This is a genomic window from Moraxella bovis (assembly GCF_002014975.1).
GTDB lineage: Bacteria > Pseudomonadota > Gammaproteobacteria > Pseudomonadales > Moraxellaceae > Moraxella > Moraxella bovis.
The window spans coordinates 98,937-115,282 of the sequence record NZ_MUXV01000022.1 but is presented as its reverse complement, the minus strand read 5'-3'; the positions used below and the strand labels follow the sequence as shown (position 1 = coordinate 115,282).

Here is a 16,346-nt window from a genome sequence, read left to right as displayed (position 1 = left end):
CTTAAAATAAGGAAGTGATGATTAAAAAAAGGGGAAATAAAAAGATGGCAGGCGACGAGGGACTCGAACCCCCAACCTGCGGATTTGGAGTCCGCTGCTCTACCAATTGAGCCAGTCGCCTAAGGGTGTTAAGGACTGCTATTATATACATATTTTTGGCATTTGCAAGTATTTTTTTAAAATTTTACTAAAATTTTTGGCTTTCTTTTCATCTCATTTAGTGTTAGGATATTTTTATTTTTAGGAAATTATCATGAAAATATTCGCCCTACCCCTGCTCGCCCTAGCCTTATCGCTCGGTGCGTGTGCCACCACCAATCCTGTTCACGAACCCACAAAAGCCACCGCCATGACTCACACCACCCTAATCAGCTCTTATGATTTTGATACCACCGTTCATCGCCTAAAATCCACCATTGAAAGCAAAGGTATGACCGTATTTGCCGTCATTGACCACGCCAAATCTGCCCAAGAAGTTGGCATGAACATGCAACCTGCCACCGTCCTTATCTACGGCAACCCCAAAGCAGGTACGCCACTCATGCAAAAAGACCCTGGGTTTGCCTTGGTACTGCCCTTAAAAGTACTCATCACCGAAACAAACGGACAAGTGCAAGTCATCTACACCCCTGCCAATCAGCTGATTAAAGGCAGTCAAATACAGCCATCTGATGTGGCAAATACCCTTGCCAATGCCGAAAAGTTGATTAAAACGGTGTTGGGGCAATAATTCAAAACGGCAGTAAATTGGGTAAATTCCTTGCCCAATTTACTGCCGTTTTTTTAACTACCCCTTTCTAGGCGAACCCAAATAAATGGCAAACATTACCAAAAACGCCCCACCCCATTGCATGGCGTTAATTGGTTTATCTAGCCAAAAATAATCAATAATGAGCGTGGCAACAGGTTCAGTCAAAAGCAACAGCCCCGTCAAAGACAAGGCGATTTTTGGGATAGAATACGCAATCAGCCCCCACGCCATGCACTGCATGACCGCCCCATAGACCAATATCCAGCCCCATTCGGGCAGTGTGGTTGGCATGATTTTGCTCATATCAAACATCAGCATGAGTGGCAACAGAGCCAACGCACCGCCCACGCCCACCAAAGTCATCATGGGAAAAATCGCCACATCTGCCACTTCATGCGTGCGTCTGACAAAGGACATGGACACCGCCAAAAACACCCCTGACAAAATCCCCGACACAAAACCCCACAAAGCGGACGAGTTGTGGGCAAACTCAGGGCTTGCGATGAGTGCCACGCCAATCGACGCAAGTACCAGGCTAAACAGTTGTAATTTGGTCTGTTTTTCGCCAAACCAAAGAAAGGCGATGAATGCCAAAAAGAAAATCTGCAAGCTATTTAATAAAGTAGAAATACCCGGCCCTACGGCATAGATGCTCTCATGCCAAAGCCCCAAATCAAGCCCCAACGCACCGCCTGAGATGAGTGCCAAGATGACCTCACGGCGTGAACTAGGAAACGGCTGGCGAAATATCAGGGCAAGCGATAAAAATATGAGTGCCGACACACTCAGTCGCCAAAACGCCATGGCATACGCCCCCACGCCATCCACATGGGCGACAATCAGACTGCCAAGCCCAAACAGTACACAGCCGATGACTAAGCCTATCATGGAAAATAGGTTTTGGGTGTTGGGGGCGTTTACGCAGGGCATGGTCAGTCCTTTTTAACCAGAGCGTGTTGAGCCTTTATCACATAATGTAAATTTTAGAAATATTGTAGAAATAAACTACATGACCAAATCTTGTTTTTTATTGCAAATATAAAAGGCAGATACGCTCTAATTACTCGCCATAAATCTTGACATTTTGAGCAAAAGCACAGCCTTTTTGGCGGGCGGCGACAATCATCGCATCATGCTCGCCATAGAGTTTGGCTAGGGTGTTGGTTTTGGCTTGTCTTGCCCCACTGCCAAGCCCTGCCCCCACACTGATGGTTGGGTAGATACCGCCACGACCGCCAGCAAGACCAATGCCGATACCTGTGGCGGACAGTCCGATGTTTTGATTTTCGGTGGCTTTGGCGGTTTGGCTAATGCGAGCCACTTCGCTTTGTAAAACGGTGCAATCATGGCCTTGATAATTGGCAGGATTGACGTATTGGGGAGCGATGTTGGTGGTGGCACAGCCTGTGAGAGCGACAGCGACAACTGTCAGTAAGATGAGTGTTTTTTTCATAAAGATACCTATTTTAAAAAGGGTGTGTAAAGTATAAAGGCTGGGATTATTTATTTTGTCCGGCACAGTTGGGGCTGTTTGGGGCAGATGATAGGCTTGCCAATTCATCAGGCGTGTAGGCGTGAATGGCAAGGGCGTGTACCGTACCGCCTTGTGTGGTCAGATAGGGATTGACCAAACCATAGACAAGCTGATGACGAGACGCCAGACGTTTGCCGACAAATTCATCACTGACGATGATGAGTTTAAAATGACTCTCTTTACCGTCAAAGTACCCTGCGTGCATATGACTTTCGTTATCTAAGGTTATGTGCGTGGGGTGCAGGGCGGTTAGGGCATGGGTTAGGGCGGTTTGGGTGTTCATGATGTGGCTTTTATTTGTTTAAAAAGTTTAAAAAGGCTTAAATTAGGGGTTATAATACCATTTATCAAAACAATTATCAAAAATCATTTACCTAAACCGCGGAGACCATTATGAGCGACCATTCATTAGAAACCGAAATCCCAAACGGCATTCCACCCCCACCCGAACCGCCCGAAGATTATGAATGCTGTGATAATGGCTGTGATGAGCTGTGTGTATTTGAAATTTATAAAATGCAAAAAGCGGATTATGATGCCAAATGGGGTCATGTGATTGATAAAAATGAGTGATTGGGATTTTATGAGATTATCCAAAGATGATTAAAATTTCATTAAATTTCTCAATGATAAAATTTATCAAATAATTCTCGCAATTTTTCCAAAAAATGATAAACTAAGTTAAACTTTTAAATGATAAACATTCATGAAAACCGCCATTATCCTTGTCAATCTAGGCACGCCTGACGAACCAACCCCACAGGGCGTTCGCCGTTATTTGCGTGAGTTTTTGTCCGATACTCGGGTGATTGAGATTCCACCCTTTATTTGGCAAATTATCCTTAATCTGTTTGTATTAACCACCCGTCCCAAACGTGTCGCTCATGCGTATCAAAGCGTATGGACAAAAGACGGCTCACCCCTGCTAGCGATTTTAAAACAGCAAGCAAGCCTGCTTGAAGACCACCTTGCCAAGCAGGGCAAAAACATCCCTGTTGTCCCTGCGACTACTTATGGCAATCCTAACATCAAGGTGGTCATGGCGGATTTACAAGATAAAGGCTATGATGACTTTATCGTCTTTTCGTTGTACCCACAATATTCGGCAACGACCACAGGGGCGGTGTTTGATAAAGTGGCGGAGTACTGCATGAAAAAGCGTAATATGCCCGCCGTGCAGTTTACCAGAGATTATCACGACCACCCGTTATACATACAGGCGTTGGCGGACAGTATCCGCAAATTTTGGGCACAGCATGGGCGAGCGGACAGGCTACTCATGAGCTTTCACGGCATTCCTAAGCCCTATGCTGACAAGGGCGACCCTTATGCCGATGAGTGTCGTAAAACAGCAGTGCTAGTGGCAAGCGAGCTAGGACTTGGCACACACGAATGGGCGATAAGTTTCCAATCACGCTTTGGAGCCCAAGAATGGCTAAAACCCTACACCGATGAGCTTCTGACTGAATGGGGCAATCAAGGCATGTCGGTGCAAGTGCTAAGCCCTGCTTTTTCTGCTGACTGCTTGGAGACCTTAGAAGAGCTGGCGGTGGAGAACCGTGATAACTTTATCAACGCTGGCGGTAAGTCGTATGAGTATATCCCTGCTCTAAATATCGATGAGTTACATATCAAGCTCATGGCGGACATGGTGGGGCGGTATTTGTAAGTGTGCTTTGCTATGCCAATTTTATGCCCAAATGCCAAAATTTTACCGCCAAAATAGATGACTAAATCAAGCAGGCGTGATAAACTAACAAAATTTATTTGAAAAAGATTTTTGGAATTTGGTGCTATGAGTACTTTTTTGACGATAGTCGTTGTATTGGTCATTTTGCTGGGGCTGTGGTTGATTATCCGCAGTATGCTTGCCAAGGATTTTGAAGGCGATACCAAGACATTGGCGTACAAGGACGGTTTGCCGATTTTGCCCCGAGATGAGCGGGGGCAGTCGGCATTATCGGTGGGGACGCAGAGCCAAAATGAGACGGTCAGTGCCAAGCCTGTCAAATCAGGGCGAGAGCTGGCTGATGAGGCCAAAGCGGACGCTCTGTCAAGCCTTGCCATGGTCGCAAGCCAAGACCCTAATGCTCATAACGCCCCCCAAGATGATGGTGCCGACATACTAGCCGATGAACCCATTAAAAAAGAGCGGTTTACCGAGCCGTCAAGTGACTTTGTCCAAAACTCGCCTGTGCTTGACCGTCATCTCGAAGAACAGCAAGCCTTTGACCAAGACAACGACCCCTTGCTCAACGCCCAAGAGACAGTCACGGTCGTCATCACCCCCAAAGACCAATACAATGGACTCTCAGGCAGGGCGGTGCTTGATATCGTTAGAGCCTATGGGCTAAAATATGGCGTGATGAACATGTATCATCGTTATGAGCGTGAAGACGGCACGGGCAAGCTGTGGTTTAGCATGTTGGGTGTGGGCTATGACGGTTCGGTGGAAGGCTTTGATTTGAACACCTTAACTGACAGTCATTTTAGTGCATTATCGTTGTTCTTGTCTTTGCCACACCCCCATGCCTTGCGTGGTTTTGACAGCATGGTGTCGGTCGCTCAGATGATAGCCAAAGACATCAATGCCGATGTGCATGATGATGAAGGCTATATCTTAGACGGGGCGTATTTGGCAAAACTGCGTGCCAAAGTTGCCGATTACCGTTAATCAACCATGATTGAAAAGCCGTCTTTGATAGGGCGGTTTTTTAAACGTTAAAATTTACCTATTTTTAAATTATTCAATTAAAATCCTAAAACACCATGACTGATTTATTTACTTCTGCCGACTTATCTGCCGATACGCCTGCCAATGACGATAAAGCGATTATCACTCAAATGCGACAGCTTATCACCGCCCTAAAACGCCATAACCACGCCTATTATGTGCTAGACAACCCAACCATTACAGACGGCGAATATGACAGTTTGCGTGCCAAGTTGATTGAGCTAGAAAATGATTTTCCCACGCTAAAACAATCCGACAGCCCGACCGATAACGTGGGCGATACGCCCTTGCCGTTTTTCACCCAAATCACACACGATTTGCCCATGTTGTCGCTTGGTAACGTGTTTAATGCCGATGACATGGCAAATTTTGTCCGCCGTGTCAATGACCGTTTGGACGGCAAAAACCAAAATCCCGAATTTGAAATGGAGCTTAAACTGGACGGTTTGGCGGTGTCTTTAAAATATGTGGGTGGCGTATTTAGCCAAGCCGTAACTCGTGGGGACGGACGGGTGGGCGAAGACATCACGCACAACGTCTGCACCATTCGTAACCTGCCACTGGTGCTTGATGATTGCAGGGACATTAAGCTCTTAGAAGTGCGTGGCGAAGTGTTAATGCCAAAAGCAGGATTTTTAAAATTAAACAATGAAAGCCAAAAGCGTGGCGAGAAAACATTTGCCAACCCCAGAAATGCGTCCGCAGGGTCATTGCGTCAGCTAAATCCTGCCATTGCCAAAGCCCGTCCATTGGCGTTTTATGGTTATTCGGTCAATCAAGGCTTGCCCGATGACATCACGACCCAAAGCGGGGCGATGAGCTTTTTGCAGTCGCAGGGGTTTGATGTATCGCCCTTTAAAGTCGTGGCAAATTTACAAGATATTGATGACTTTTATCAGGCGACCATAGCAGGGCGAGATGAGTTGCCCTTTGAGATTGACGGCATGGTGGTTAAGGTAAACTTGCTTGCCCTACAAGATGATTTGGGTTTTTTAAGTCGCGAGCCACGTTGGGCGACCGCTTACAAATTCCCTGCCACGACCGCCACGACACGCCTTTTGGACATAGAATGGCAAGTGGGGCGGACAGGACAGCTTACCCCTGTGGGCAAACTTGACCCTGTCAATGTCGGGGGTGTTACCGTGAGCAACGTTACCTTGCACAACTTCGGCGAGATTGGACGGCTTGGGGTCATGATAGGCGACATTGTGAGTATTCACAGGGCAGGGGACGTGATTCCCAAAGTCTCAGGCGTGATGATTGATTTGCGTGATGACAACGTGCGTGCGATACATTTGCCGACCGCTTGCCCTGTCTGTGATTCGCCCGTGGTGCTACCAGACGGCGAAGCTTTGGCACGTTGTACGGGCGGACTTGTTTGCACCGCCCAAGCCCAAGAAGCTCTGATACATTTTGTTTCACGAAAAGCCATGGACATTGACGGTTTGGGTTCGCAGTGGCTCATTAAGTTTTTTGATATGGGACTAATTAAGACCGTGGCGGACATTTATCGTTTGACGGATAAAGTGGAAGTTTTACAAAACCTAGAAGGCTTGGGCGAAAAGTCGGTTGCCAATATGTTATCCGCCATTGACAAATCAAAAGCTACAACCCTGCCACGTTTTATTTTTGCCTTAGGCATTCGTGGGGTGGGCGAGAGTACGGCACTAAACTTAGCTGAGCATTTTGGCGAGCTTGATAAATTACAATCGGCAGGCGTGGACGAGCTATTAAAGGTGGTGGACATTGGCGAGATTACCGCCAAAAATATCCATGAGTTTTTTCGTGCCGAGCATAATATGGCGGTGGTTCGTGATTTGGTGGCGTTGGGCGTGCATTGGCAAGCGGTCATCAAGGATACAGGCAACGCTCCACTAGACGGGCAAACGTGGGTGGTAACAGGCACGCTTGGAGCAATGGGGCGAGACGAAGCCAAAGCCCACTTACAGGCGTTAGGGGCGAAAGTCTCAGGGTCAGTATCCGCCAAAACGAGCGTGCTACTGGCAGGCGAGAGGGCAGGCTCTAAACTAGATAAGGCAAATGAGCTTGGCGTGCGTGTGGTGGGCGAAGATGAGTTTATGGCACTGCTCGCCGAGCATGGGCGGGTGTGAGGATTGGTTATGTATTGATAAAAGTTGAAAACGTTTGGTAAATTGTTGTTTTAAAATCAGATAGGGCAAATTGCAATTTGCCCCTACGATATTCTGTCAAATCATGACAAATTTATCATGTCAAAACCGCTTACCTAGGGCGTGCTTGATAACACTATTTACAACTTAGACATATTTTAGAAATAAAGACTTACTTTTTATGTGGATTTTTTTGATTAAAAACCCATCAATGTTACAAAAATCTTGTTAGATATAAATGAAATTTTTAAAAACGCATTGGCATGGGTCAATTTTTGGGGTAAAATTAGCCGTTTTTTACGTCTGTAAAAATTTGCAAAGAGATTGCCATTTCGGTCAATCATTTTTTAACTCGGAGTTGATAGCTTAATCAAATCTCAAACACGCCCGCTAACAGATTTTATCTGCCAAAAGTACGTTTGATAACAGTATTAGCACCCCCAACGCCTTTTCTGAAGTTTTGCGTTTACGCACGCTTTTTGGAGGACTCTACGTTGAGTACACCTGTTACTACCCAAGCTGCAAAATTGCGGCGAAATCTTGGTCTATGGCACGTCATCATCATTGGTTTGGCTTATATTCAGCCGATGACTTTGCTTGATACTTTTGGTATGGTCTCCCGTGATAGTGGTGGACACGTGCCGATGTCTTATCTTTTTGCACTGTTTGCCATTTTGCTAACATCTATCAGTTATGGGCATATGATTCGTGCCTATCCATCATCAGGCTCTGCCTATACTTATACCCAAAAAGCGATTAACCCGTCTATGGGTTTTATGGTCGGTTGGTCAAGCTGGCTTGATTATCTGCTCTCGCCCATGGTAAACATTATCCTTGCCGTGCTGTATCTTGAAGCTCTATTCCCTGCAGTGAACCACTGGGTGTGGGTACTTGGTCTGACGGGGCTGATGACAGTGGTCAATATCTTTGGCTCAAAAACCGTTGCCTACTTTAACAGTTGGATTGTGGCAGTGCAGCTGCTTGTGATTGCCGTCTTTACCTACCTGATTTATAGCAAATTGCAGATGGCAGAGTACGCCGCCAACACCAATCCAGAAGACATCTATGAGCTGTGGAGCTTACAGCCGTTTTGGAGTGAGATGACTTCGGTGGGGGCGTTAATTACAGGTGCGACCATTTTGTGTTTCTCGTTCACAGGCTTTGACTCGATTTCTAGCCTTGCCGAAGAGACCAAAGACGTCAAAAACACCCTGCCAAAAGCGATGATTTTAACCACCCTAATTGCAGGTGCGGTGTTTATTGTTAGTGCTTACTTTATGCAGACTTATTTGCCAAGTAACCCTGAGCTGTATTTTGAAGCGGTAGACGAAACTCAAGCCGAAATCCTACTATTGGTGGGTGGTTCAGCGTTCCAAGCGATTGTGTTAGGCTTTGCCATTGTAACGGTGATGGCGTCTGGCATCTCGGCTCACGCTGGCGTGTCTCGCCTCATGTATGTGATGGGTCGTGATGGTGTGATTAGCAACAAAATCTTTGGTCAGCTAAGCCCCAAATTCTTAACCCCTGTCAATAACATTCTGATTGCAGGTGGTGTGGCTTTGACCGCAGGCTTTATTAGCTTGGAGACGGTGGTAAACCTAATCAGCTTTGGTGCATTGACGGCATTTAGCTTTGTAAACCTATCGGTCATTTTCCGCTATGCGGTGCGTGATAAGATGGTTAAAACGCCTAAGCAAATCATCAGCTATGTCGTGGTGCCTGTGATTGGCTTTATCAGTATTTTTTTGATGTGGCTAGAAGTGGACAGCACAACCTTTGGTGTGGGTCTGTTCTGGGCATTCTTGGGCTTTATCTGGCTTGGCATCAAGACCGGTGGCTTCAAAAAACCTGTACCACAATTCAAAGAAGAAGATGTATAATCATCTGCTTTATAAAAATCCCGTCTTATGGCGGGATTTTTTGTGGACTGTTAAATTTAAATTGCCAATATTAAAAAGGGCAAATAAGCCTAAAACCAACTGCCGTCCGTACTCATGCTCGAACATTTGCCGCTGACTGACAGCTTATTTTTGATGAGTGCCAATATCGGTTGCCATTGCCCTTTGGCGTTTTGGTAGGGCTTTTGTGTCTTGTCAAAGATGGTCAGTGCGTTATCGGCAAGCTGAGCGTAGGCACTTTTTTCACTGATATAAGCCAAAGGGCGTTGCCCTATCTCATCAAATATCGCCAACAGTTTGTCGCTTGGCACGCCCCCATCCATGAGTTGTGGACGTATGCGGTTGGCGATGAGATGAACGTCCACTTTGCCTTTTCTGACTCGCTTGATGTCGGCGATGTTCTTTAAAAATCGCTTGGTGCTGTCTATGTCAAAAAAGGACGGCAACACCGGCACAAACATCAAATCACACTCGCCAATAAGCCGTTCGGCACGCTTGCCTGCCACCGCCCCTGGAGCGTCGATGATGAGAACATCGGGCTTGGCTTTGTCTATCTTTTTAGTCAAATCACCAATGTCGTCGCTGTCTCGCCAGTCAATGCCCATGATGGGCGTGACGTCATCGGGGCGGTATTTTAAAAAACGCAAGGCGGACTTTTGGAGGTCGGCGTCTGCAATGGCGACTTTATAGCCTTCATGAGCCAAGGCGACAGCTAGGGTCAGACTGATTGATGTCTTGCCACAGCCTCCTTTTTGGTTGGCGGTGAGAATGGTGAGCATGCATTAATCCTTAATTGTCGTGTGGTCATTGGTGATGAATGATTGTACCGAAAATCAGGGGTAAATGCAATTGCATTATTTTTTACTTAGGTTTATAATAAAATGATACTATGAGATGATATCGTTCAAAAGAAACACCAAAAGACCCTACAAGCCATTTTTAAAAATCCCATATCCGCCAACATCAAATTTAAGGACATTGAGGCCTTATTTGTAGCATTAGGGGCGGACATCTCTGAGCGAGCAGGTTCACGCATGGCTGTGGCGCTAAACGGGCAAGTCATGGTTTTTCATCGCCCACACCCAAGCCCAAATACTGACAAAAGTGCGGTTATGAGCATTAGAAAATGGCTTGATGGCATGGGTATCACACCATTAGATGACGACAGCCAAACAGACGAATACGCAGACAAACAAACCGACGAACAGGAGCAGACTCATGAACACCATGACAATTAACAATCATAAAGCCTTAATCACTTTTGACAGTGAGTTAGGACTGTTTCGTGGGGAGTTTATCGGATTAAATGGCGGGGCAGATTTTTATGCTGACAGCGTAGATGGTCTCAATGAACAAGGGGCTTTATCCCTGCAAGCCTTTTTAGATGTATGTCAAGAACAGGGCATTAGCCCTTATCAGTCGTACAGTGGCAAATTTGTCACACGCCTACCCAAAGAGTTACATCAAAAAATCGCAGAAACTGCTACCGCCAAGGGTATTAGCCTAAACCAGTGGATTAATGAAACACTCAGCCGTGAAGTTGGCTTTGCCTGATTATTAAAATCACACCAAAGGCGGTGTTAATGGCTTAATCAGCTTGGGCGTGATAGCAGGGGCTTGCTCATCGCTGGTGGGGGCAATGTCCGTCTCATCGTTTGTCTGTGACGATATTGGCTTGACCGCAGTGTCTTGATTGGGGTCTTTAACAGCATGTTGGACAATGTCCTGGGTGTAGAGTTTTGGTAAGTCCAGCATTTGCACGACAAAGGCATACTTTAAGGTGTCTCTGTCACCCAGATAACGCTGATAAAAGCTAGAATTTAACAGCCCTGCCCCGCCTTGTCCCAACGCCCAAATGCTTGCCAAAAAATCTCGGGTCGCCATGGTGCTGTTCTGCTCAGACAGATACCGCTCGGCAATCTCATAAATACGCTTCATGCGTTCACGGCGAATCTTATACAGCTCACCGAACAGACGGTTTAGCCCCGACGCTGTCGATGACAGCTTATCTTCTAGGTGGTGAAACATCATCGCTCGCTGTGGACGCAAAAGCAGTTGTAGCACCATGCGAGCCACGCCCGCCCCCACCCCGTCATCGATGGCGTTCATCTCATACAAGCGTTTTTCGTACTCTATGAGTAGTCTTAGCAGTAACTCATCCTTACTCACAAAATGCTTGTACAACGTCCCCTTTGCCAAATCCAAATGGCGTGCCAAACTGTCCAAAGTCAAATCATAATCGCCTGATTCTAATAACAACTGTTCAGCAGTCGCCAAAATCTGCCGTTCTCGGTGCTCAAACTGTTCTTTACGACTGCTCATGTCTTAATTCCCTGAGTGGGCAAAAATGTAAAATTCTCTCAATTATAACAAAATTTTAAACATTGTGAAATATGTTAAAAACAACCACCCTACCACACACCATTCATTCCCAAAATTTTGATAAAAAATTATTAAAAAACAATCACTTTTTATTGCTTAACAAATGTTCATTTTTAATAAATTTTTTTGTGTATGGGCGTTCACATCTTTAGCAAATTCATGTATAATAGCACGCCAAAACAGGCAACACAGGAAAACACCATGACTGCCAAACACAATCCCCAAGATTTTGAAAATCCCCCCATTAACTGGGTGCCTGCTGTTTTTCTTATCAGCACGCCCTTGCTCGCCTTGATTTTGGTGCCGTGGTATCTGTGGACGCACGACACCAGCCCTGCCCTGTGGATTGCCTTTTCGCTGTTTATGGCGTGGACGGGGCTGTCTATCACCGCAGGCTATCACCGCTTATTTGCCCATAAGTCCTATGAAGCCCACCCCGCTGTCAAATATTTTTTGCTTATCGGGGCGACCTTAGCGGTACAAAGCTCTGCCTTTGACTGGTGTTCAGGACATCGTGTCCATCACCGCCATGTCGATGATGAATATGATGACCCCTACTCGGCACGTCGTGGTTTTTGGTTTAGCCACATGCAGTGGATGTTAAAAAAATACCCCAGCGGTCAATACGACTACAAAAACATCCCCGACCTAAAAAAAGACAAGGTGCTGGTACACCAACATGAACATTATGGACTGTGGGTGCTACTGACCAATGTCATCATCCTAAGTGCTGTCGGGCTTATCATTCGCGACATGCTCGGGGCATTTATCATCGTGGGGCTACTGCGTATGGTGCTGACCCATCATTTTACCTTTTTTATCAACTCGCTGTGCCACATGTTCGGCACACGCCCTTATACTGATGAAAACACCGCCCGTGACAACCCGATTTTGGCGATTTTTACTTGGGGCGAAGGTTATCACAACTACCATCATTATTTCCAATACGACTATCGTAACGGGGTCAAATGGTGGCAATACGACCCAACCAAATGGCTCATCGCAGGCTTATCCAAAATCGGTCTTGCCAAAGAGCTAAAAACGGTCGATGACCTAACCATCAAGCACGCCGAAGTCACCATGCAGTTTAAACGTGCCGAAGCTCGCATTGCAGGTGGGGATTTGTCCTTAGATGATAAACTCATGCTGTTTAAAGACAAAATCAGTGCCGAATACGACGCCTTTACCAATACCGTGGAAGGATGGCACGCCCTAAAAGCCAAATCCATGGAGCTAAAACGCACCGAATTTGCCAACCGCTTGCATGAAGCTGATGAATACCTAAAAGAACAGTTCGCCCAAGTGGAACAAAAAATCCGTGACCACAGCGAACGTGTAGAACAAGCCTTTATGCAATTAAAAGGTAAAGCCGTTAAGGGTTGATTGGGCAGATTAATCCATTAAGAGGGTAGATTTAGATTTACTCTCTTTACTCCAATCTCAAATTAAAATAGGGCGTGTTAAACATTGGTATTTGCAATGAAAAATAAGAAAAATCGCACGTTTTTCAAGGAAAAAACAAAGGCTGTGAGTTTTCTATCAGACAAGTTTTTATTATGAAAAACAATCCGACCGCTTAATTTTAAGAGATTAAGTTTTAAAAATCTTAAAAATCTACATGATTAAGTGGTCGGATAGCCATTTTTCATGCAAAAATTGATTGATATTGTCAAATTCTCATCTTGTTTTATAAAATGTTATCAATGTTCAACATGCCCTAGTAACTTATTGATTATTTAATAATTATTTTTTGAATTGTAGGGGTGAATTACATTTACCCTTGACAAATCAGTCATTTATGTCAAGTTGAAAATAAGGTACTGAAATAAGTGGAATGGAGGTTGAGATATGTATCATTAATGAATAATGAATTGATATATAATAACATTTTTACTTCTATTTATTGCTATTAAGTTGCGAGATGTTTTTTTATGGGATAAATGGGTAACGCATAGGTAAAATTTAGGATATAATGTAAGAGTTTTTAACCAAAGACAGTTGTTTTAATTTTGCTCAAAATAATCTCTTATGTTAAAGCCTACTCTTGCCATCAGCGTACTTGCCCTAGCCTTATCTGCTTGTACCACCACCCAAAGCGTCAAGCCTGAACACGCTCATGCTTATAGCCATGACCATCATCACGACCATGACCACGGCTGGGACTATGCCCATCTAGAAAAATGGGGCGACCTAGAAGTGAACAAACTGTGTGGCACAGTCGTAGAGCAGTCACCCATTAACATCGACACCGTAGTCAAGCCACGCCCTGACTCACAAGGCAACTTTACCCTAACCCCGAGCTACACCGCCAGCGATTTTGAAGTTAAAAACAACGGTCACACCATCGTCTTTAATGTCAAAGATGACAAAAACGCCCTAAATGTCAATGGCGTGGACTATAAATTGCTACAATTTCACTACCATGTACCTAGTGAACACACCGTGATGAATGCGTTTTATCCGTTGGAGATTCACTTTGTTCATCAAAATGCCAATGGCGGTTTGGCGGTGGTTGGCGTCTTGGTAGAAAAGGGGGCAACCAATATCAATCTTGGCAGAATCCTAACCGACCTATCCAAAGACAGCAAATATAAAGGCATACTCTCCACCTTTGATGTCTCCACCATCATGCTCAAAGACAGCAAAACTTATGCCTATAACGGCTCACTTACTACCCCACCATGCTCAGAGCAAGTGCAATGGCTACTAAAAGCCAAGCCAATCAGTGCCGACAGCGAACAGCTAAATAACCTTGGCAAGCTCTACAACGGCAACAATCGCCCTGTACAGCCATAAGGTGACCGTACTGTCTATGTGGTAGAATAATTGGCAACACTTGACAGTCATGCTAAAATACAAACGCTCGAGTCTGTGCTTGAGCGTTTTTCAATTTATAAGCAGTCACGCCCTAAATTTTAAGAGAATTGTCATGACTCATCACGCCCTACATCGCCCTTTTGCTCCTGCCATCATCTCGGCTGATTTTAAGACTTATCCTACTGATTTTATCGTCAAAGAGCTGATGACTGTTGATTTTAGTGGGCAAGGCGAGCATTTGTGGGTGCATGTCTGCAAAGTCGGTATGAACACCGCCTTTGTTGCCAAACTTTTGGCGGACTGGGCGGGCATTGCCATGCGTGATGTCGGCTACTCGGGACTAAAAGACCGCCATGCCCAGACGTATCAATGGTTTAGCCTAAGATTGCCCAAGCGTGGTATGCCTGCATTAGAGTTTGATGAGTGTGTCAAAAACCATTTAAAAGAGGGTGAAAGCCTAACGCTCATCGCTCATCACTGGCACGACAAAAAACTCCACCGTGGCACGCACAAAGCCAATGCCTTTACCATTACGCTAAGACAAGTGGCAGGTGAGATATCCGCCATCAATGCACAGCTTACTCATATCAAGCAGGCAGGCGTGCCAAACTATTTTGGCGAGCAACGCTTTGGGTGTGATGGCGATAACATCAATCAAGCCAAAGCCTTTTTTGAAAAAATACTCTCATCTGCCAAGCCTTATAAGCCCTTTAAAAAAGACATGGATAAGCACAGCCTATATGTGTCATCCGCCAGAAGCATGCTGTTTAATGCCTTGCTTAGTGAGCGAGTACGGCTTGGGTGTTGGAATAAGGCAGTGACAGGAGATGTGTTCAACCTAGACGGGGCGGGTTCTATTTTTTGTGCCGACATTGACGATGAGATAATTCGACGAGTATCAGAGCAGGACATTCATCCCACCGCCCCACTGTTTGGGGTGGGCGAGCCAAAAAATACCGATGAGAGCCTACGCATTTATCAGGCGGTATTGGCACAAGATGAATTTGAGCTTATCAAAAATGGACTCTTAAAAGTCGGGGTCAAACTGGCTCAACGCCCCTTACGTCTAAGGGTTTGTGAGCTTGACTGGCAATGGCATGATGACAGTCTAACGCTAGACTTTGAGTTGCCCACTGGCAGTTTTGCCACCAGTGTGCTGTTTGCTTTGTGTGAGAATTTGGTCGAGAACCGTTAAAACCGCTCCCACACTCCCACCTGCTCCGCCTTAGGTGTGGCGACTTGTCCAAGTTTTCGCCATGGCATGTTTGCCCCATGAAAATCCGACCCCACCGACACCATGAATCCATGCTCTGCTACACATCTGTCTATCATCGCTCGGGTAGACATGGGCTCGCTAGGGCTGGGCAACTCAACCGCCTGACCACCTAGCATGGCAAAGTCAGCGATGAGCTTACGCACACGAGTGGCGGACAAATCATAGCGAGTGGGGTGAGCCAGTACCGAAATCCCACCACATTCATGGATAAGCTCTATGGTCTGACCCATGGTTAAGCTATCAATGGCAACATAAGCTGGCTTATTATCCGCCAGATATTTATCAAAAGCATCTTGCACCGTCCGCACCACACCCAGTTCAAATAATACTTGTCCAATATGAGCCCGTCCCACGGCTTTGGCATTGCCGTTTGCCTTACCCAATACCGCTTGCCATAATACCTGATCATCAATATGAGCAAAATCCGCCATGTCTGCCAATATTTTCGCCATCTTTACCACAATGGCATGACCACGAGTTTCCCGAGAGTTTTGTAAATGGTTAAGTTTTTGATTTAATCGCTCTTTATCCTTAAAATTAAGGGCGACCACATGAATAGTCTTGGTTGTGGATTTATTTTTGCCATAGCCACCATTCATCTGATGATGACAACTAATCTCCGCCCCATCAATCAAACGCATGCCTAGCTCATTTGCCATTTGCCGTGCTTCATCAATGCCAGCGGTGGTGTCATGGTCGGTCAAGGCAAAAACTTCAATGCCCATCTCATGAGCCAACTTGACTACATGGGCAGGGGCGAATGTGCCATCAGAGCGGGTGCTGTGACTGTGCAAGTCCACTTTTATCATAGATTATTTATCTCAT

17 protein-coding genes and 1 tRNA gene are annotated in these 16,346 nt (G+C 45.6%); 11 read left to right on the top strand and 7 right to left on the bottom strand.

Annotated elements, in window-relative coordinates:
- Window positions 1-45 precede the first annotated feature (45 nt).
- Window positions 46-121, bottom strand: a tRNA-Trp gene (locus B0182_RS05615).
- 132 nt (window positions 122-253) lie between these two features.
- On the opposite strand from B0182_RS05615, the gene B0182_RS05610 reads away from it, so the two are divergent.
- Complete coding sequence (locus tag B0182_RS05610; protein ID WP_078273974.1) at window positions 254-730, top strand: DUF302 domain-containing protein; 477 nt, start codon at window positions 254-256, stop codon at window positions 728-730.
- 57 nt (window positions 731-787) lie between these two features.
- On the opposite strand, the gene B0182_RS05605 is transcribed toward B0182_RS05610, so the two are convergent.
- From B0182_RS05605 to B0182_RS05595, 3 genes are all read right to left on the bottom strand, one after another.
- Window positions 788-1,681: a DMT family transporter gene (locus tag B0182_RS05605; RefSeq protein ID WP_078273973.1), complete on the bottom strand. Its 894-nt coding sequence runs from the start codon at window positions 1,679-1,681 to the stop codon at window positions 788-790.
- 130 nt (window positions 1,682-1,811) lie between these two features.
- Complete coding sequence (locus tag B0182_RS05600) at window positions 1,812-2,204, bottom strand: hypothetical protein (RefSeq protein WP_078273972.1); 393 nt, start codon at window positions 2,202-2,204, stop codon at window positions 1,812-1,814.
- 46 nt (window positions 2,205-2,250) lie between these two features.
- Window positions 2,251-2,568, bottom strand: a complete 318-nt coding sequence (locus B0182_RS05595; protein ID WP_078273971.1) for a BolA family protein — start codon at window positions 2,566-2,568, stop codon at window positions 2,251-2,253.
- A 110-nt stretch (window positions 2,569-2,678) separates the two neighbouring features.
- Here B0182_RS05595 and B0182_RS05590 point away from each other — a divergent pair, with 110 nt between their 5' ends.
- The 5 genes from B0182_RS05590 (at window position 2,679) to B0182_RS05570 (ending at window position 9,028) form a co-directional block, all read left to right on the top strand.
- Complete coding sequence (locus tag B0182_RS05590) at window positions 2,679-2,858, top strand: oxidoreductase-like domain-containing protein (protein ID WP_078273970.1); 180 nt, start codon at window positions 2,679-2,681, stop codon at window positions 2,856-2,858.
- A gap of 133 nt (window positions 2,859-2,991) precedes the next feature.
- Window positions 2,992-3,954 carry a ferrochelatase gene (gene hemH, locus B0182_RS05585; RefSeq protein WP_078273969.1) on the top strand — a complete coding sequence of 321 codons (963 nt, stop codon included), beginning with the start codon at window positions 2,992-2,994 and terminating at the stop codon, window positions 3,952-3,954.
- Between the two features lie 126 nt (window positions 3,955-4,080).
- Entirely contained in the window at window positions 4,081-4,959 is an 879-nt protein-coding gene (locus B0182_RS05580) for a cell division protein ZipA C-terminal FtsZ-binding domain-containing protein (protein WP_078273968.1), read from the top strand.
- A 95-nt stretch (window positions 4,960-5,054) separates the two neighbouring features.
- Entirely contained in the window at window positions 5,055-7,130 is a 2,076-nt protein-coding gene (ligA, locus tag B0182_RS05575) for an NAD-dependent DNA ligase LigA (RefSeq protein WP_078273967.1), read from the top strand.
- Window positions 7,131-7,642: 512 nt separating this feature from the next.
- Entirely contained in the window at window positions 7,643-9,028 is a 1,386-nt protein-coding gene (locus tag B0182_RS05570) for an APC family permease (RefSeq protein WP_078273966.1), read from the top strand.
- Window positions 9,029-9,117: 89 nt separating this feature from the next.
- On the opposite strand, the gene B0182_RS05565 is transcribed toward B0182_RS05570, so the two are convergent.
- Window positions 9,118-9,825, bottom strand: coding sequence for a ParA family protein (locus B0182_RS05565; RefSeq protein ID WP_078273965.1), 708 nt, complete (start codon window positions 9,823-9,825; stop codon window positions 9,118-9,120).
- 120 nt (window positions 9,826-9,945) lie between these two features.
- Between B0182_RS05565 and B0182_RS05560 the strand changes: the two genes are divergently transcribed.
- Window positions 9,946-10,284 carry a type II toxin-antitoxin system HicA family toxin gene (locus tag B0182_RS05560; protein ID WP_112742540.1) on the top strand — a complete coding sequence of 113 codons (339 nt, stop codon included), beginning with the start codon at window positions 9,946-9,948 and terminating at the stop codon, window positions 10,282-10,284.
- Window positions 10,265-10,600: a type II toxin-antitoxin system HicB family antitoxin gene (locus B0182_RS05555; RefSeq protein ID WP_078273964.1), complete on the top strand. Its 336-nt coding sequence runs from the start codon at window positions 10,265-10,267 to the stop codon at window positions 10,598-10,600. Before B0182_RS05560 ends, B0182_RS05555 begins: the two co-directional genes overlap by 20 nt.
- A gap of 9 nt (window positions 10,601-10,609) precedes the next feature.
- Here the strand turns inward: B0182_RS05555 and B0182_RS05550 are convergent, their stop codons facing one another.
- Complete coding sequence (locus B0182_RS05550) at window positions 10,610-11,368, bottom strand: TetR/AcrR family transcriptional regulator (RefSeq protein ID WP_078273963.1); 759 nt, start codon at window positions 11,366-11,368, stop codon at window positions 10,610-10,612.
- A gap of 261 nt (window positions 11,369-11,629) precedes the next feature.
- Here B0182_RS05550 and B0182_RS05545 point away from each other — a divergent pair, with 261 nt between their 5' ends.
- The 3 genes from B0182_RS05545 (at window position 11,630) to truD (ending at window position 15,440) form a co-directional block, all read left to right on the top strand.
- A complete protein-coding gene (locus tag B0182_RS05545; RefSeq protein ID WP_078274027.1) occupies window positions 11,630-12,811 on the top strand; it encodes an acyl-CoA desaturase in 1,182 nt (393 codons plus the stop codon).
- A gap of 645 nt (window positions 12,812-13,456) precedes the next feature.
- Window positions 13,457-14,224, top strand: coding sequence for a carbonic anhydrase (locus B0182_RS05540; RefSeq protein WP_078273962.1), 768 nt, complete (start codon window positions 13,457-13,459; stop codon window positions 14,222-14,224).
- Window positions 14,225-14,357: 133 nt separating this feature from the next.
- Window positions 14,358-15,440, top strand: coding sequence for a tRNA pseudouridine(13) synthase TruD (gene truD / locus B0182_RS05535; protein ID WP_078273961.1), 1,083 nt, complete (start codon window positions 14,358-14,360; stop codon window positions 15,438-15,440).
- On the opposite strand, the gene B0182_RS05530 is transcribed toward truD, so the two are convergent.
- A complete protein-coding gene (locus B0182_RS05530; protein WP_078273960.1) occupies window positions 15,437-16,330 on the bottom strand; it encodes a PHP domain-containing protein in 894 nt (297 codons plus the stop codon). The two genes, truD and B0182_RS05530, sit on opposite strands and share 4 nt — an antisense overlap.
- Between the last annotated feature and the right edge of the window lie 16 nt (window positions 16,331-16,346).

Excerpts from the sequence above, each read along its gene's own strand:
- B0182_RS05610 (WP_078273974.1), top strand. The coding sequence starts at position 254 with ATGAAAATATTCGCCCTACCCCTGCTCGCCCTAGCCTTATCGCTCGGT.
- B0182_RS05605 (WP_078273973.1), bottom strand. The coding sequence starts at position 1,681 with ATGCCCTGCGTAAACGCCCCCAACACCCAAAACCTATTTTCCATGATA.
- B0182_RS05600 (WP_078273972.1), bottom strand. The coding sequence starts at position 2,204 with ATGAAAAAAACACTCATCTTACTGACAGTTGTCGCTGTCGCTCTCACA.
- B0182_RS05595 (WP_078273971.1), bottom strand. The coding sequence starts at position 2,568 with ATGAACACCCAAACCGCCCTAACCCATGCCCTAACCGCCCTGCACCCC.
- B0182_RS05590 (WP_078273970.1), top strand. The coding sequence starts at position 2,679 with ATGAGCGACCATTCATTAGAAACCGAAATCCCAAACGGCATTCCACCC.
- hemH (WP_078273969.1), top strand. The coding sequence starts at position 2,992 with ATGAAAACCGCCATTATCCTTGTCAATCTAGGCACGCCTGACGAACCA.
- B0182_RS05580 (WP_078273968.1), top strand. The coding sequence starts at position 4,081 with ATGAGTACTTTTTTGACGATAGTCGTTGTATTGGTCATTTTGCTGGGG.
- ligA (WP_078273967.1), top strand. The coding sequence starts at position 5,055 with ATGACTGATTTATTTACTTCTGCCGACTTATCTGCCGATACGCCTGCC.
- B0182_RS05565 (WP_078273965.1), bottom strand. The coding sequence starts at position 9,825 with ATGCTCACCATTCTCACCGCCAACCAAAAAGGAGGCTGTGGCAAGACA.
- B0182_RS05555 (WP_078273964.1), top strand. The coding sequence starts at position 10,265 with ATGAACACCATGACAATTAACAATCATAAAGCCTTAATCACTTTTGAC.
- B0182_RS05550 (WP_078273963.1), bottom strand. The coding sequence starts at position 11,368 with ATGAGCAGTCGTAAAGAACAGTTTGAGCACCGAGAACGGCAGATTTTG.
- B0182_RS05545 (WP_078274027.1), top strand. The coding sequence starts at position 11,630 with ATGACTGCCAAACACAATCCCCAAGATTTTGAAAATCCCCCCATTAAC.
- B0182_RS05540 (WP_078273962.1), top strand. The coding sequence starts at position 13,457 with ATGTTAAAGCCTACTCTTGCCATCAGCGTACTTGCCCTAGCCTTATCT.
- truD (WP_078273961.1), top strand. The coding sequence starts at position 14,358 with ATGACTCATCACGCCCTACATCGCCCTTTTGCTCCTGCCATCATCTCG.
- B0182_RS05530 (WP_078273960.1), bottom strand. The coding sequence starts at position 16,330 with ATGATAAAAGTGGACTTGCACAGTCACAGCACCCGCTCTGATGGCACA.